The 14,390-nt window shown below is 69.1% G+C and carries 12 protein-coding genes; 4 read left to right on the top strand and 8 right to left on the bottom strand.

What is annotated here, in order from left to right:
- Positions 1-87: 87 nt before the first annotated feature.
- Positions 88-1,845: an alkaline phosphatase family protein gene (locus WC815_20940; protein ID MFA5911248.1), complete on the bottom strand. Its 1,758-nt coding sequence runs from the start codon at positions 1,843-1,845 to the stop codon at positions 88-90.
- 57 nt (positions 1,846-1,902) lie between these two features.
- Between WC815_20940 and WC815_20935 the strand changes: the two genes are divergently transcribed.
- From WC815_20935 to pyrF, 3 genes are read left to right on the top strand one after another with little or no spacing between them, the layout of a single operon-like run.
- Complete coding sequence (locus tag WC815_20935; protein MFA5911247.1) at positions 1,903-2,718, top strand: dihydroorotate dehydrogenase electron transfer subunit; 816 nt, start codon at positions 1,903-1,905, stop codon at positions 2,716-2,718.
- Positions 2,719-2,723: 5 nt separating this feature from the next.
- On the top strand, positions 2,724-3,662 hold the full coding sequence (locus WC815_20930; GenBank protein MFA5911246.1) for a dihydroorotate dehydrogenase: 939 nt from the start codon (positions 2,724-2,726) through the stop codon (positions 3,660-3,662).
- The gene (gene pyrF, locus WC815_20925; protein MFA5911245.1) at positions 3,659-4,384 is read left to right on the top strand and encodes an orotidine-5'-phosphate decarboxylase; all 726 of its coding nucleotides are present in this window, start codon (positions 3,659-3,661) and stop codon (positions 4,382-4,384) included. Before WC815_20930 ends, pyrF begins: the two co-directional genes overlap by 4 nt.
- 30 nt (positions 4,385-4,414) lie before the next feature.
- Here pyrF and pal read toward each other — a convergent pair whose 3' ends face one another.
- The 4 genes from pal to WC815_20905 all read right to left on the bottom strand — a co-directional run bounded on the left by pal (position 4,415) and on the right by WC815_20905 (position 8,448).
- Positions 4,415-4,948, bottom strand: coding sequence for a peptidoglycan-associated lipoprotein Pal (gene pal / locus WC815_20920; protein ID MFA5911244.1), 534 nt, complete (start codon positions 4,946-4,948; stop codon positions 4,415-4,417).
- 95 nt (positions 4,949-5,043) lie between these two features.
- Entirely contained in the window at positions 5,044-7,386 is a 2,343-nt protein-coding gene (locus tag WC815_20915) for a DUF2723 domain-containing protein (GenBank protein ID MFA5911243.1), read from the bottom strand.
- Positions 7,383-8,249: an ATP-dependent sacrificial sulfur transferase LarE gene (gene larE / locus WC815_20910; protein MFA5911242.1), complete on the bottom strand. Its 867-nt coding sequence runs from the start codon at positions 8,247-8,249 to the stop codon at positions 7,383-7,385. The genes WC815_20915 and larE overlap by 4 nt, the downstream gene beginning before the upstream one ends.
- Positions 8,203-8,448 (bottom strand): hypothetical protein, encoded by a 246-nt coding sequence (locus WC815_20905; GenBank protein ID MFA5911241.1) that lies wholly within the window; start codon positions 8,446-8,448, stop codon positions 8,203-8,205. Before WC815_20905 ends, larE begins: the two co-directional genes overlap by 47 nt.
- Positions 8,449-8,550: 102 nt before the next feature.
- Here WC815_20905 and WC815_20900 point away from each other — a divergent pair, with 102 nt between their 5' ends.
- Entirely contained in the window at positions 8,551-9,273 is a 723-nt protein-coding gene (locus WC815_20900; GenBank protein ID MFA5911240.1) for a TIGR02266 family protein, read from the top strand.
- Between the two features lie 61 nt (positions 9,274-9,334).
- On the opposite strand, the gene WC815_20895 is transcribed toward WC815_20900, so the two are convergent.
- From WC815_20895 to WC815_20885, 3 genes are all read right to left on the bottom strand, one after another.
- Positions 9,335-11,275, bottom strand: a complete 1,941-nt coding sequence (locus tag WC815_20895) for a cation-translocating P-type ATPase (protein ID MFA5911239.1) — start codon at positions 11,273-11,275, stop codon at positions 9,335-9,337.
- Positions 11,272-11,715: a metalloregulator ArsR/SmtB family transcription factor gene (locus tag WC815_20890; protein ID MFA5911238.1), complete on the bottom strand. Its 444-nt coding sequence runs from the start codon at positions 11,713-11,715 to the stop codon at positions 11,272-11,274. Before WC815_20890 ends, WC815_20895 begins: the two co-directional genes overlap by 4 nt.
- Before the next feature lie 192 nt (positions 11,716-11,907).
- Entirely contained in the window at positions 11,908-14,388 is a 2,481-nt protein-coding gene (locus WC815_20885) for a penicillin acylase family protein (GenBank protein ID MFA5911237.1), read from the bottom strand.
- Positions 14,389-14,390: the final 2 nt, after the last annotated feature.

Below are 14,390 nucleotides of genomic sequence, written 5' to 3'. Positions count from 1 at the left end.
GCTCAGACGGACGGACGCCGCATGATGGCCTGAATGTGGACGCCCGCGCAATCCGGATTCGGCACAGTGGTGCGAGACAGGTCCACGTCAGCGACCATAGGTCGGAATGTAGGTCACCGGCTTGTCGCTGGTGAACGCGGGCTTGAACAGATCGGTGCGCGCAAAGCCGTCCATGTCGCGCCCGACCGGCAGGCCCAGGAAATACAGCAGCGTCGGCGCCAGATCCACCACCGAGGCGCGTGGCGGGCGGCCGGCCGCCACCGGCGGGCCGAAGGCCAGCACGAACCCATCCGGCGCGCGTTCGTGCGTGCCGCTGATCCGCGGATTGCCGGCAATCAACTCCAGCACCCGCTTGCCGGGCGTCAGCGGCTCCATGCCGAACGCCGACACCACCAGCAACAGGCCATCGGGTCCCAGGCGAGCCATCTCCCGGCCGATGAGCGTATCGACAAAGCCATAGTACTGATCCAGCACGCGGCCGAAGCGCTGCCGCTCCTGCTCGGAGACGTCGCCGAATGCCGACGGGTCGGCATAGCGGAGGAAGAAATGGCCGACCGCGTCGATGCCCGGAAAGCGGGCGGCGAGAAACCGCGGCGCCGAGGCCTCCAATGCGGTCAGCAGCTGCAGGTGCACCCGGTCCCCGACCACCGGTGTGGGGTCGCGCCGCGCATCGTAGTCGTTCGCGGGTTGCGGGGCTCCCATGTTCGCGACCAGCGCCACCGGATCGGGATCGGCCGGCACGGTGAGCGCGGCACGCACCTCGGCGAGCAACTCGGGCGGCCACACCGCCCCACCGCCTTCGAAGGCCATCTCGGTCTCTGAGAGCCGGTGGAAGGCGTCGCTCACCGCAAACCCGTTCACCGGTGGCGCCGGTTGCGTGAGCGGCCACCCAATCACGCCCACGCCGACGCCGTGGTCGCTCAGGATGCTCCAAATCGGCCGCGCCGTCAGGTCGTTCGCCGTTTGCGGTTCGGCGGAGAGGAAGCCGAAACTGACGAGCGCCTGCGCGAAGCAGTAGTCCGGCAGCAACTGGATGGGCGATCCGCCGAACGCCCGATAGACCTCGGCCGACCGCACGCCGTTGTACATCGGGTAACGGCCGGTGGCGACGGCGCTCCAGACCGGCTCGGCTTGCGTCGGCCGCAACGTCGCCAGGTGCAGGACCGCGCCCTGATCGAAGATGCGGCCCAGGTTCGGCAGGCGGCCGGCTGCGACGGCCGGCGAGATCATGTCGAGTGTGGCGCCGTCGAACATGAGCATGGTCACGTTCGCCATGGCCCGCGACGACTCGGGTTCCGCCACCGCCGTGGTGGGACGGGCCGGCAGCGGCGTTTGCCGGGCCGGGCCGCGCGCCACCAGCGGCGCGGCCACCGACAACACCATGGTCGCCGAAAGGAGGCCGGCACTGAGCCGCCCGCCGCGGCGTCCCAGGTGCGCGAGCCCAATCGCCAGGAACACGACACCAGCGGCCGACACCATGCCGGCACCGATGCCCATGCGGCTCCGCGTCATCGGATCGAGCACGTCGCCGAAGCTGCGCAGGTTCAGCCACATCAGCGCCGACCCCGTGCCGGCCGCAATCGTGCACAGCCACGAGAGCAGCCGCACGCTCAACCACCCGGGCGACAGCACCTCCACCGCGAGGATCTGCCGCAGGACGATGAGCGCGTAGAACAGGACGGTGAGGTTGGCGCCGTAGGCGACCCCGAGGACCAGCGCCAGCGGCAGCAGCGTGCCGGGATCGAGCGACACCGACGGATTGAGCTGCAACACGAGCGCGGTCAGGTACCCGGAGGCAACTCCACCGGCGATCACCGAGTTGGAAAGCATCCGCAGGTATCGCATGGGGATCGTGTGTCGGACGGCTCGCGGACATTGTACCCGGCTTGCTATACTCGATCGATGCCGCCCATCGACATCGACGCGAGAGTGATCGCCAACGCGCGATTGTCGAGCGAGTATTCCGTCCTGAGCCTGGCCGCGCCTGGAGTGGGCGCGCGCACCCGGCCTGGCCAGTTCGTGATGGTCAAGCCCGCGGGCGTGACCGACCCGCTGCTGCGCCGCCCCTTTTCCGTGTTCGAAATCCTGCGCGACGCCAGCGGCGTCATCACCGGCATCAGCATCCTGAACAAGCGCGCCGGCCGCAGCACGAAGAATCTCTACGACCTCGACGCCGGCGACATCGTGTCGTGTCTCGGACCCCTCGGCCAGCCGTTCAAGCCCGTCCAGGCACCCGCCAAGGCGTGGATGGTGGCCGGCGGCGTCGGCCTGGCGCCGTTTGCGACACTGGCGGAATCGCTGGCGGCGGCCCGGACCGAGGCCACGCTGTTCTACGGCGCGCGCACGAGCGAGGAGCTGTTCTACCTCGACTTCTTCGAGCGGTTGGGCGTGACGCTGGTGCTCACCACCGAAGACGGCGGACGCGGCACGAAGGGCCGGGTCACCCTGCCCCTCGAAGCGGCGTTGAAGGCGCTCGGCGCCGGCGACACCGCGATGGTCTACGCCTGCGGTCCCGAGCCAATGCTCGCGGCGGTGGCCAGGCTTGCCGCGAAGTACAACCAGCCGTCGCAGGTCTCGGTCGAGCGGGTGATGGGCTGCGGCCTCGGCGGCTGCTACAGCTGCGTCGTCCCGGTGAAGCACGGCGACGAGCACGCCAACCTCGTGCGCTCGTGCATCAGCGGCCCCGTGTTCGACGGGGCGGAATTGGTGTGGGACTGATGACGATGACGCCTGACCTCTCTGTCGCCATCGGCTCGCTCAAGCTGCCCAACCCGCTGATCGCGGCCAGCGGGTGCTTCGGCTACGGGCTCGAATACGACCAGATAGTGGACCTCTCGCTGCTCGGCGGCGTGGTGTCGAAGGGGCTCTTCATGAAGGAGCGCCAGGGCCACCCGCCCCCCCGTATCGTCGAGACGCCGGCCGGCATGATCAACGCGATTGGCCTGCAGGGCATTGGCGTCCACCGTTTCGTCAAGGAGAAGCTGCCGCTGCTGCGCGAGCGCGGCGCGCGCACCATCGTCAACGTGTGCGGCACGACCCTCGACGAATACGTCGAGGTCTGCAAGGTGCTGTCGGATGCGGAGGGCGTGTCGGCCATCGAGCTCAACATCTCGTGCCCGAACATCAAGGAAGGCGGCATCCAGTTCGGCTGCAGCCTCCACGGCACCTTCGACGTGGTCAGCGCGGTGCGCAAGGCGACGACGCTGCCGGTGATCCCGAAGCTGACGCCGAACGTGACCGACGTGGCGTCGTTCGCCAAGGCGTCGGAAGACGCCGGCGCGGATGCGGTGTCGCTGGTGAACACGTTCCTGGCCATGGCCATCGACGTCGAGACACGGCGGCCGAAGATCAGCAACGTGCTCGGCGGCCTGAGCGGCCCCGCCATCCGGCCGATCGCGGTCCGCATGGTGTGGGAGTGCTACCAGCTCGTCAAGATCCCCGTCATCGGCATGGGCGGCATCACCGACGCGCGCGACGCGCTGGAATTCATGCTCGCCGGCGCCACCGCCGTGCAGATCGGCACGCAGAACTTCGTTGACCCGTTCGTCTGGACCAAGGTGCTCGACGGCCTGAAGGACTACATGACGCGCCATAACGTGGCCCGGTTGAGCGACCTGATCGGGGCCTTCGACCCGACGCCGCCCAAGGCGGCCCACGCATGAACCCGATTCTCGTTGCCCTCGATGTCGATTCCGCCGCCAAGGCCATTGCGCTGGCCGACGCGCTGCGTGGCGCCGTCGGCGGCTTCAAGATTGGCAAGCAGTTGTTCACCGCGGCCGGCCCGGCCATGGTTCGCGAACTCACCAGCCGCGGCGATCGGGTGTTCCTCGACCTGAAGTTCCACGACATTCCCAACACGGTCGCCGGCGCGGTGGAGTCGGCAGTGGCCACCGGGGCGTGGATGGTCAACGTGCATGCCTCGGGCGGCAGCGCCATGATGAAGGCGGCGGCTGACGCGGCCGCCAAGGCCGCGGCGGCGTTGGGCCGGCCCCGGCCGCTGGTCATCGGCGTAACCGTGCTGACGAGCATGAACGACGCCGCGCTCGCGGAGGTCGGCGTGTCGCGGCCCATGATCGAGCAGGTCGTGCACCTGGCGCGGCTGGCCAAGCAGAGCGGGCTCGACGGCGTCGTCGCATCGCCGCAGGAAACCGCGGCCATCCGCGCCGCCTGCGGCCCGGACTTTGAGATTGTGACGCCGGGGATTCGCCCCCTTCGACCAGGCTCAGGGCAGGCAGCCGATCAGCAAGGCAAGGACGATCAGGCGAGGACGCTGACGCCGGCGCAAGCGATCAAGGCGGGATCGACCTACCTGGTAATCGGGCGCCCCATTACTGGAGCGCCCAATCCCCGCGAAGCGGCGGAGACGATTGCCGCTTCGCTGTAACTGGTCCGCCTGAAGGCGGACGCTACATTCCTACTTACCCGTGATGACGAAGTGGCCGCGGCGGTTCTGCTGCCAGCAGCTTTCGTTCGACTCGGTGCAGAAGGGCGATTCCTTGCCCCTGCTGACAATCACCACGCGATCGGCGGGCACACCCAGTTCAACCAGGTAGGCCTTCACGGCTGAGGCGCGGCGCTCGCCGAGACCCAGGTTGTATTCCGCGGTGCCACGCTCGTCGCAGTGGCCCTCCACGTTGATGCGCGTGTTGGTCCAGCGCTTGAGCCACGTCGCGTTGGCCGACATCGCCGCCTTCGCGTCTTCGCGAATGACCGACTGGTCGAGGTCGAAGTAGACGTCGCCCAGCGGGCGCTCGGAATTCAACTGGCTCAGGCTCTTCTGCGCGAACAGCTCGTCCTCGGTCAGCGGCCTGGGCGCCGGCGCGGCCGGAGGCGGCGGGGGCGGGGGAGGAGGTGGTGGCGGCGCGGCGGGCGCGGCCGGGGGTGGCGGGGGTGGCGGCGCGGGCGCGGGCGCCTTCTTCGCGCAAGCCGCGGCACCAAGACCCAACACCAGACAGATTGAGGCAATTCCTGCCGTCCGTCGAAGCACACTAATCGTCATTCAAGCTCCTAGATCTGCTGGGGTAATTGATTGGTGCCCGCAGATTAACGGGTCACTTCCGCCGGTGTCAACGAGTTAGACACGTGAATGGCAAAAATGCGCAGGCCCAAATGGCGGAAGTCGGCGCCACCGTCACGCTCCGCGGGCACGAAAGTCCTGTCGGTTTCGACGGTCAACAGGCCACCCGATGCGGCGAGGGCTGCCGCTGGCACCTCGAAGGTCCAGGTCTCGCTGGTGGCGAGCGCCGCCACCGCAATCTCGCGATCGCCGGCCGTCACGCGGACGTTGGCCGGCGCATCGAAGTAGCGAAGCGGCGACTCGAACCGCAGGGTCACCCGTAAATCCTGGGATGGCCCGACGATGCGCAGGCTGGAGCGCTCGCTCGTCCAGCGCCATACGCCCAGCACCGGGTTGTACTCGGCCTCCTGCCATCCCGCTTCGTATCCCCACATCATCTGGCCGGGGTCCTGCAGATCGAACTGCTCGATCGCGGTTGGAATCGTCGCGGCACCCGACGCCGCGGACGACTGGATGGTGAGTTGCGCCAGCGGGCCCTCGCCGGCGAGCCGTCCGGCGGGAATCTCGAACACGTGCAGGAAGAAGCCGGGAGGCGCGTCCCATTGCTGCGCCGTGACCCCGTCGATGGCCAGCGTGAAGCGCGCCGCCGGGTCGTTGGCGCCGGCGAGGTTGCGGCCGCCGATCATCAGCCTGACCGCTCCGGGCCGCCGCCGCACACGCGCGACAATCGGGCCCAGGTGCGGCCCCTTGCCCATCAACCGCGACATGCCCGAGGTTTCGGGCGTGAGCGACCACCCTTCTTCAGCAAACCATCCGGGGGCGGGCATGCGATACCACCGCACGGCCGACGGCCGCATGCCGCCAAACGCCGGGCGGGCGACCAGCGGCCAGCGATACTCCGTGGACGAAGCGAGGCTGACGGGATCGATCAGCGCCAGATCGCTGCGCACCGGATCCGCCAGGAACCATACCGGCCCGGTGTGCCCCTCACGCCAGAACCTGGCCAGCTCGAGCCACTCCAGCCGCGGCGGTGAGGGCAGGATCTCCTTGAAGGCAAGCGCCTCAGCCTCGAGCGGACGCTTGAACGTCTGGTGCATGGCCAGCGCCCCGGGAGATCCGTTAAGCGCCTCCGCCTTCATCGCGTCCAGCACCCGCACGGTGGGGCTGGGTTCGGCGCCATAGGCCACCAGCACGGGGCTCGCAATCGCGACCGCCCAGATGGAGATCACGGCCGCCGCGACCGGCACACTCCGCTCGGCCACGAGGGCCGCGCCGCGCATGGCCAGGAACACCACCGCGGGCACGATCGGCAACGCGTACCTCACGAACGACGTGTCCTGGAACAGGAGGTGGAAGATCACGTACGGCACGCTCAACGCCGACAGCGCGAGCAGCGTGCGGCGATCGCGCATCAGGAGGTGCGCCACCCCCAGGGCGGCCAGCGCGATCACCACCCCGCCCAGCACCACGGAATCCCACGGATCGACGAACGTGCGCATCAGCGCAAACGCCGCCGCCCGTGCGGAGGGATTGGTGTACAGCATCTCGCCGGCCGCGAAGTCTTCGCCGGCCTGCGTGCCGAGGGCCGCCAGGTAGGGGCCGATGCCGCCGCTGACGACGAGGAGCGGCACGCCCCAGGCCAGGCCGCCGGCCACGAACATGATCCCGCCACCAATCATGGCGCCGGCCACGCCGCGGCCGACGCGATCGAGCAGCACGAGGATCAGCAGCGGCAGCGTGAACCACACCGTTTGCGATCGCATGCCGATGCTGAGCGCCGCCAGCAGCGATCCGAGCACGATCATCCGGCCCGACGCCGAGGTCAGCGCCGGTGACAGCCGTCGATCGCCGTCGGCGCCGGGCGACTGCCGCCGCCAGGCCAGCATCAGGCACGCTTGCGCCGCCAGCGCGAACCCGAGGCCGGGCAGGTCGCTCATGGGCCGCGCCGCCAGGTACCAGAACAACGGGCACGACACGGTCACCGCGGTGGCGGCAAAGGCCTCGATGTGCAGCGTGGTCCACGGCGACGTTGCTCCGGGTGGCCGCGAAGTGAGGCTGGAGAAGATGCCGTACAGGCACGCGATCGCCACCAGGCCGGCCAACAGGGAGATGGCCGCCAGCGCCCGCGCCTCGACCGCGGACGGCGGCGCCTCGCCCATGATCGTGCCGGCAATCGCGGTGGTGACCTTGCCGAGGGCGATGTAGACCGGATAGCCCGGCGGGTGCGGCCGGTGCTCGGCAACGTTGAAGTCGCGGACGCCAAGCGCGAAGTTCACCGAGTCGATGTCTTCAAGGGAGTTGGCAAGGAACGGGACATGGGCCAGCGCGAAGATCAGCGCCAGCGCGGCGAGCGCCCGCCGCGCCGTCACGACACCGGGCGCAGGCGGAGCGCCTCGTTCAAGCTGCCCAGCCGGTAGCCCTGGAGGTCGAGGCTCACGTATTGATAGCCGATCGCCTTGATGCCCTCGACCAGTTGCGCGTTGACCGCCGGGTCGAGCGCGCGCGGCATTTCGGCGCGGGCAATCTCGAGGCGGGCCACCGTGTCGTGGTGGCGCACGCGGAAGATACGGAACCCGAGGCCGCGCAGGACCTGTTCGGCGCCTTCGATCTGGCGCAGCGCCGCGTCGGTCACCTCGCTGCCGTAGGGAATACGCGACGACAGGCACGCGGAGGCCGGCTCGTCCCAGCTGTTGAGTCCGGCTTGCCGCGACAGCGCCCGGATGTCGGCTTTCGTGAGATCCGCTTCATCGAGCGGGCTGCGCACGCCGTGTTCGCGGGCGGCCTGCCGCCCGGGCCGGTAGTCGCCGCGGTCGTCGGCGTTGTTGCCGTCCACGATCACGGCCAGGCCGCGGGCGCGCGCGACGCCGGCAAGGCGGCCGTACAGCTCATCCTTGCAGAAGTAGCAGCGGTTCGCCGGGTTGGCACGATACTCGGGCCGGTCCAGTTCGGCGGTGTGAATCACCTCATGGGCCAGGTTGAAGTCGCGCGCGATGGTTAACGCGAGTTGACGATGCGTGTCGGGATAGCTCGGGCTGTCGGCGGTCACGGCCAGGGCCTTGGGCCCCAGCGCCTGTGACGCGGCGATGGCGAGGTACGCGCTGTCAACGCCGCCGCTGAAGGCGACCAGGACGGAGTCGTAGCCGGCCAGGATCTCGCGCAGGCGCGCGGCCTTGCCGGCGAGATCGCTACTCGTCGTCGTCCTTGTCGTCGTCTTCGTCCTCGTCGTCGGCATCCTCTTCTTCGCCGTCCTTCTCTTCTTTCTCTTCTTCTTCGTCGAGCTCGTCTTCGTCGGCGAGTTCGAATTCGAGCGGAGAGTCGCTGGCGACCCGCAGGAACGACCCGCACTCCGAGCAGGTGAGCTCGTCGCCGATGTCAACATCGAACTCATCAACATCAATTGGCGAATCACACTCGGGACAAATCGCGGACATGCTCGACGCTCCTTGGCGGCGTTGAAGTGGACGGACGGTCCAGCAAATTATAGCGAGAACCTGATACAGTCTGCAACGAACCGGCCGCGCTCGGCGCGCGATATGACCGCTCCCATTTCACCGCGCAAGACCGTGCTCGTCGCCGTTGACACGCCGTTCGTGCGCGATCGGTTCAAGGCCGCGCTCGACGCGGCCGGCCATCGCGCCGTCGTGGTGAAGAGTGTCGCCCAACTCCTGGCGCAAGTGCACGCCGACCTGAGCGAACTCGACCTCATCGTACTGGATCTGCGCATGCCGCACGCGTCCGGCGTCGAGCTGGTGCGGCGGATTCGCAAGCTCGATCAGGGCCGCCTGCCGATCCTCGTGTTCAGCGGCAGCGTGACCAGCGCCGAGGAGGTCCGCGAACTCGCCGGCCTGGGCGTCGGCGGCTACCTCAACGAATACAGCGCGGTCGAGCACATCCTGCCGTCCATTGCGCCGCACCTGTTTCCCGACAACTTCAACCGTCGCGGCGGCCCCAGGGTGGTGATGGGGATTCCGGTGTCGTATCGCGCCGCCGGCACCATTGCCGCGGCGCTGTCACTCAACCTGAGCCGCGGCGGGCTGGCCATTCGCACGTCGAGCCCGCTGCCGAGCGACACCGCGTTGCGGCTGCGCTTCGCGCTGCCGGGCTCCAAGCGCGAGCTCGAGGCGGAGGCCGTCGTGTGCTGGAGCGACCACAAGGCGGGAATGGGCCTGCGCTTCACGAGCCTGAAGCCCGCCGACCAGGCCGATGTTGACGAGTTCGTCAACGCGCACTTCTTCCGGTCGGTGAAGAGCGGATAGGGTCGGTCCGGCTGAAGCCGGACACTACATTTGATGTGGCGTCCGCCTTCAGGCGGACCACTCACCGAAACTTGCGCAGCCGAACGGCGTTGGCCACCACGAGTGCCGAGGCGCCGGTGTCGGCGAGCACCGCCATCCACAACGTCGCCACCCCCAGGATCGCGAGCACCAGGAATGCCGCCTTCAACACGATCGAAATCGCGACGTTGACGCGAATGTTGGCGAGCGTGGCGCGGCTCAGGCGAATGGCGTAACGCAACTTCGGCAGCTCGTCGGTCATGAGCGCAATGTCGGCCGCTTCGAGCGCCACGGCGCTGCCCATCGCCCCCATCGCAATGCCGACGTCGGCCGCGGCCAGCGCCGGCGCGTCGTTGACGCCGTCACCGACCATCGCCACCGAGCCGAACTCGCGGCGCAGCGCCTGCACGGCCGTCACCTTGTCTTGCGGCAGTTGCTGGGACTTGACGATATCCACGTGCAGCTCGCTGGCAATGGCGCGCGCCGGCACCTCGTGGTCACCGGTAATCATCGCCACGCGCATGTGTTCGTGCGCCTTCAGCTCGGCGACCACGCGCGACGCGTCGGGCTTGGGGCGGTCGCGCAGCCCGAGCACGCCAAGCGGCGCGCCGTCGCGCGACACCAGCACGGGCGAGAGCCCGCGCCCGATCACCTCCGACGCGGCGGCCGATAACGCCGGCGTCAGCCAGCCGCGTTCCTCGAACAGCCGCGGCGTGCCGCAGGCGATCGTCGATCCGTCCACCAATCCCTCGACGCCAAGGCCGGGCAGCGCCCGCACCTGGTCCGGCCTGGAGATGGCCAGGCCCGTCGCGGTCGCGCGTTCGACAATCGCCGCCGCAATCGGATGCTCGGACTGCGACTCGACCGCCGCCGCCAGGCGAATCAGCTCGTCGGGCGTTGAACCCGACAGCGTGGTCACCGCATCGAGGCTGAACGTGCCGCTGGTGAGCGTCCCGGTCTTGTCGAAGGCCACCACGCGGACGCCGGCCAGGCGCTCCAGATGCGCGCCGCCCTTGACCAGCACTCCGTGACTGGCCGCGCCGGCCAGCGCCGACACCACCGACACCGGCGTCGAGATCACCAGCGCGCACGGGCACGCCACGACCAGCAGGACCAGCGCGCGATACAGCCACACGTCGAAGGGCTGCCCGGCGACGAGCACCGGCAGGGCGGCGACCAGGATCGCCAGCACCACCACCGCGGGCGTATACCACGCCGCGAAGCGGTCGATGAACTGCTGCACCGGCGCGCGTTGCGCCTGCGCGATCTCGACGAGGTGGACGATGCGGGCGAGGGTGCTGTCGTCGCGGCGCCGCGTCACGGTCACGACGAGCACGCCGTGGCCGTTGATGGTGCCGGCGAAGACCTCGTCGCCCTCCACCTTCTCGACCGGCATCGACTCGCCGGTGATCGGCGCCTGGTTCACGTCGGAGCGGCCGCTCTGCACGATGCCGTCCAGCGCCAGCTTGTCTCCGGGCCGGACGATCATCAGGGTGCCCGGAACCACGGCGTCAATGCCGAGGCGTCGCTCGCCCGCGTGGTCACGGATCAGTACGTCGACGGGCGATGAGTCGAGCAGGCTGCCAATCGCCTTGCGCGCGCGATCGAGGCTTTGCGCCTCGAGCCACTGCGCCGCGGCGAACAGCGACACCACCATCGCGGCCTCTTCGTATTCGCCGATGGTGACGGCGCCGATCACGGCGATCACCATGAGGGCGTTGATGTCGAGGGAGCCGCGCCGCAGCGCTCGCAGGGCGCGCTGCGCCGGGAAGATGCTGCCGATGAGGGCGGCCGTCACGAAGGTGGCGTTCACCCAGAGCGGAAGGTCGGCCAGCAGGCCGAGGGCGCACCCCAGCAGCACGAGACCGGCAGCGGTGGCCGTCACCCAGCCGCGGATGCGTGCGCCGGTCGGCGCCGGCTCGTCGCCCACGCAGTGAGAGCAGCCGATGGCGTGAGTCTGCGGCGCGGCGGAGGCGGTGCTCAACGTCGGTCCGCCTTCGCGGCCAGAGGCCGCTTCGGCGAGACCTCGCCGTAGCTCGCCTGTGACTTGGCGAGCGAAGACGGGCGCCCCTCCTCGACGTGCTGCAGCGTCTGCCGGAAGATGGACATGATGTGCTGGTCGTCCAGCGCATAGAACACCACGCGGCCGTCCCGTCGCGGGCGAACCAGGCGCATGCCGCGCAGGAGGCGCAGTTGGTGCGATACCGCCGACTGGCTCAGCTTGAGCACCGCCGCGAGATCGCAGACGCAGAGTTCGCCGTGGGACAGCGCGTCGAGGATGCGCACACGCGTCGGGTCGCCCAGCGCGCTGAACGTGTCGGCCAGCGCCTGGACTGCGCCGGGCGCCGTCAGCGCGCCGCGGATCTTGCGGACCCGGGCCAGGTCGATCTGAATGAGGTCGCAGACGTCATCGGATATGAACATATGAGCAGTTGTTCATATGTTATCCGCCGCGCCGCGTCTCGTCAAATGCCGTCAGGGGATGATTGGGGTCAGGTCACGAAAATCACACTTTGGGATGAAAGGGGACAGGTCTGGTGCGAGGTCCCGGCCTGGCTAGCCTGTCCCCGATCATCCCAAAGTGTGATTTTCGTGACCTGACCCCAATCATCCCTTCTAGGGCACCAGCAGGAGGCGGTGGCGGGCGGCGGCTTGGACCGCTGACCGCGAGAACGGCTGCAGGCGGTACCGGCCCTCGCGCCAGATCGCGTTCTGGTCGAAGTAGTGCGGGCTCAGCGGGTTGCCCGACTGCCCTGACGGCAGCGATACCCGCGATTCGTCCCATTGCCCGGCGTGCAAGATTTGCCGCCACGACGGGTATTCCCACGCCGCGAACGGCCGCAGGCGGTTCCAGCTGACGCGCATCACGGTGGTGCCATCACCGGTGATCGGAACCGGACCGCGGTTGAAGAACCACGCCAGCGGGAACGCGGCGTTCCCGAGCGGATGCTCGAAGCGCGCGGCGTGGATCTGATCCCACGCGCGCTGGTTGGCGCCGCCGAAGTCATTCTGCAGCCGCTCCTCGGCGTCGCGCGCCGCCAGCAGGAAGATCTCGTCGCGCGACTCGCGGCGATCGACCGTCGTGATGTCGTCGAACCACCGCGCCTGGCGATCCGCCAGCACGACGTGCAGGCCCGCGAACCGCTCCGCGCCCGCCCACTCGTAGAACGCCAGGAACAGCGGCTCGTCCATCTCGTCCACGAAGGTGCGGCGCCACAGTGCGTCCTCGAACGCCTCGTACAACGTGACCACCGGCCGCGCGTCCACCACGCGATCCCACTTCGCCAGCTGGTTGAGCACGGCCACCCACGGCGCGTCGGCGTCCCGCCCGCGGGCGGACGCCACGGCACTCTCGATGCCGGCCAGCACGCTGTCGGCGGCCAGGCTCCGCCGATCGTTCTGTAACGCCAGCATGGCATCCAGATCCACGCCTTCCGCCTGCGACAACTGATCGCGCAGGCGCGTGGCGCGGAACGGCGCTGCCCAGTCCTTCGTGATCAAGTTCGGGAAGCCGCGATCGATTTCGTTGTTGGCCGACGAGATGTACCCGGCCGGCGGATTGATCACGCGCGGCAACGCCGACGCCGGCACGGTGCCGCTCCAGGCCCCGGCGCCGCTGGCGCCGTCGATCGGCATGCTGCCATCCCCGCTCGCGCGCACCGGCAGCCGGCCCGACATCGCGTAGCCGATGTTGCCGTCCACGTCCGCATACACGAGGTTGGACGAGGGCACCGCGAACGACTCGACCGCCGTCGTGAACGACGTCCAGTCGGTCGATCGGTTGATAGCCTCGAACGACACCGAGAGGTCTCCGCCGGCATCCCACCGGATCGAATACGCGCGGCGCTCGTCCGACGGCCGGCCCTCCGGCGACAGCCACGAGGGCGGCCCGTCCCAGTTCAATCCGGTGTCCGCGAAGATCGGGCCGTTGCGCGTCTTCCAGACTTCGAACCGGAATGGCTGCGCGTGGCCGCGGATGGGAATGTCGGCCGGCGTCACCTCAACCGGCACCCACTCGCCGCGGGAGAACGCACGCTTCCTGCCCACGTCGATGCGCTCGAGGAAGAGATCCTGGACGTCGGCGTTGGTGTTGGTGATGCCCCACCCGACCCGCGCATTGTGCCCGAGCACCACGAACGGCACGCCGGGGATCGTCACGCCCGTGACATCAAGGTCCGCCGCCACCAGGTGCAGCTCGTACCAGACGGACGGGAACTCGATCGGCAGGTGCGGATCGTTGGCGAGAATCGCCCGCCCACTCTTCGTCTTGCGGCCGGCGACGACCCAGTTGTTGCTGTTTCCTCGCTTCGTGCCGGGCCTTAACCACTCCAGGCCCGCTGGCCACGAGGCCTCGGCCCTTCGGGCCTCGGTAAGGCTCGCCCCTTCGGGGCTCGTAGGAGTCGGCGACTTCGTCGCCTCCTGGGGGGCACTCACACCTCCCAGGATCGACGGACCGTCCGCAGGATAGCGGCCACCGAGTTCCCTCGCCGCCGTCTCGCCCAGCTTCGCGGCCACGGCGCCCCTGACCAGCTCCGCCTGGTGGTTCTCCGCCAGCCGCCACGCGAGCAGGCGCCCCACCGCCAGGGAATCCACCGGCGTCCACGGCGCGGGCATGATGCCCAGCACCTGCAGCTCCGCGGGCCGGCGCCTTCCGGTCAACGCGGAGGCCACGGCGTTCACTCCTTCGGCGTAACGCTCCAAGGCCGTCCGCACCGCCGGCGTTGCCCTCGCCCACTCGTCCTGCGCGGCCTGGCGCAGGCCGAGCGTCAGGAAGCGCTGGTCGATCTGGAGGGTGGTTTCCCCCATCACCTCCGACAACCGGCCCAGGGTGACCCGCCGGTACAACTCCATCTGCCAGAGCCGGTCCCGCGCGTGCAGCGCTCCCGCGGCAAACCACGCATCGTCCGAGTCGCGCGCGTAGGCGGCAGGCACGCCGTAGCCGTCGATGAGGATTTCCACGGGGGCATGCAGGCCAGGCAGGGCCAGTTGACCGTCCAAAGCAGGCAGGGAGCCGCGCAGCCACCACCAGCCGGCGGCGGCGGCCAACAGCAGGAGCACGACCGTCGCGAACAGGATTCGCTTCACGTATTTTCTCACGC

Source organism: Vicinamibacterales bacterium (assembly GCA_041659285.1).
Classification (GTDB): Bacteria; Acidobacteriota; Vicinamibacteria; order Vicinamibacterales; family UBA2999; genus 12-FULL-67-14b.
Note: the sequence above shows the minus strand (reverse complement) of the source record. Positions and strands in the feature narration are given on the sequence as shown.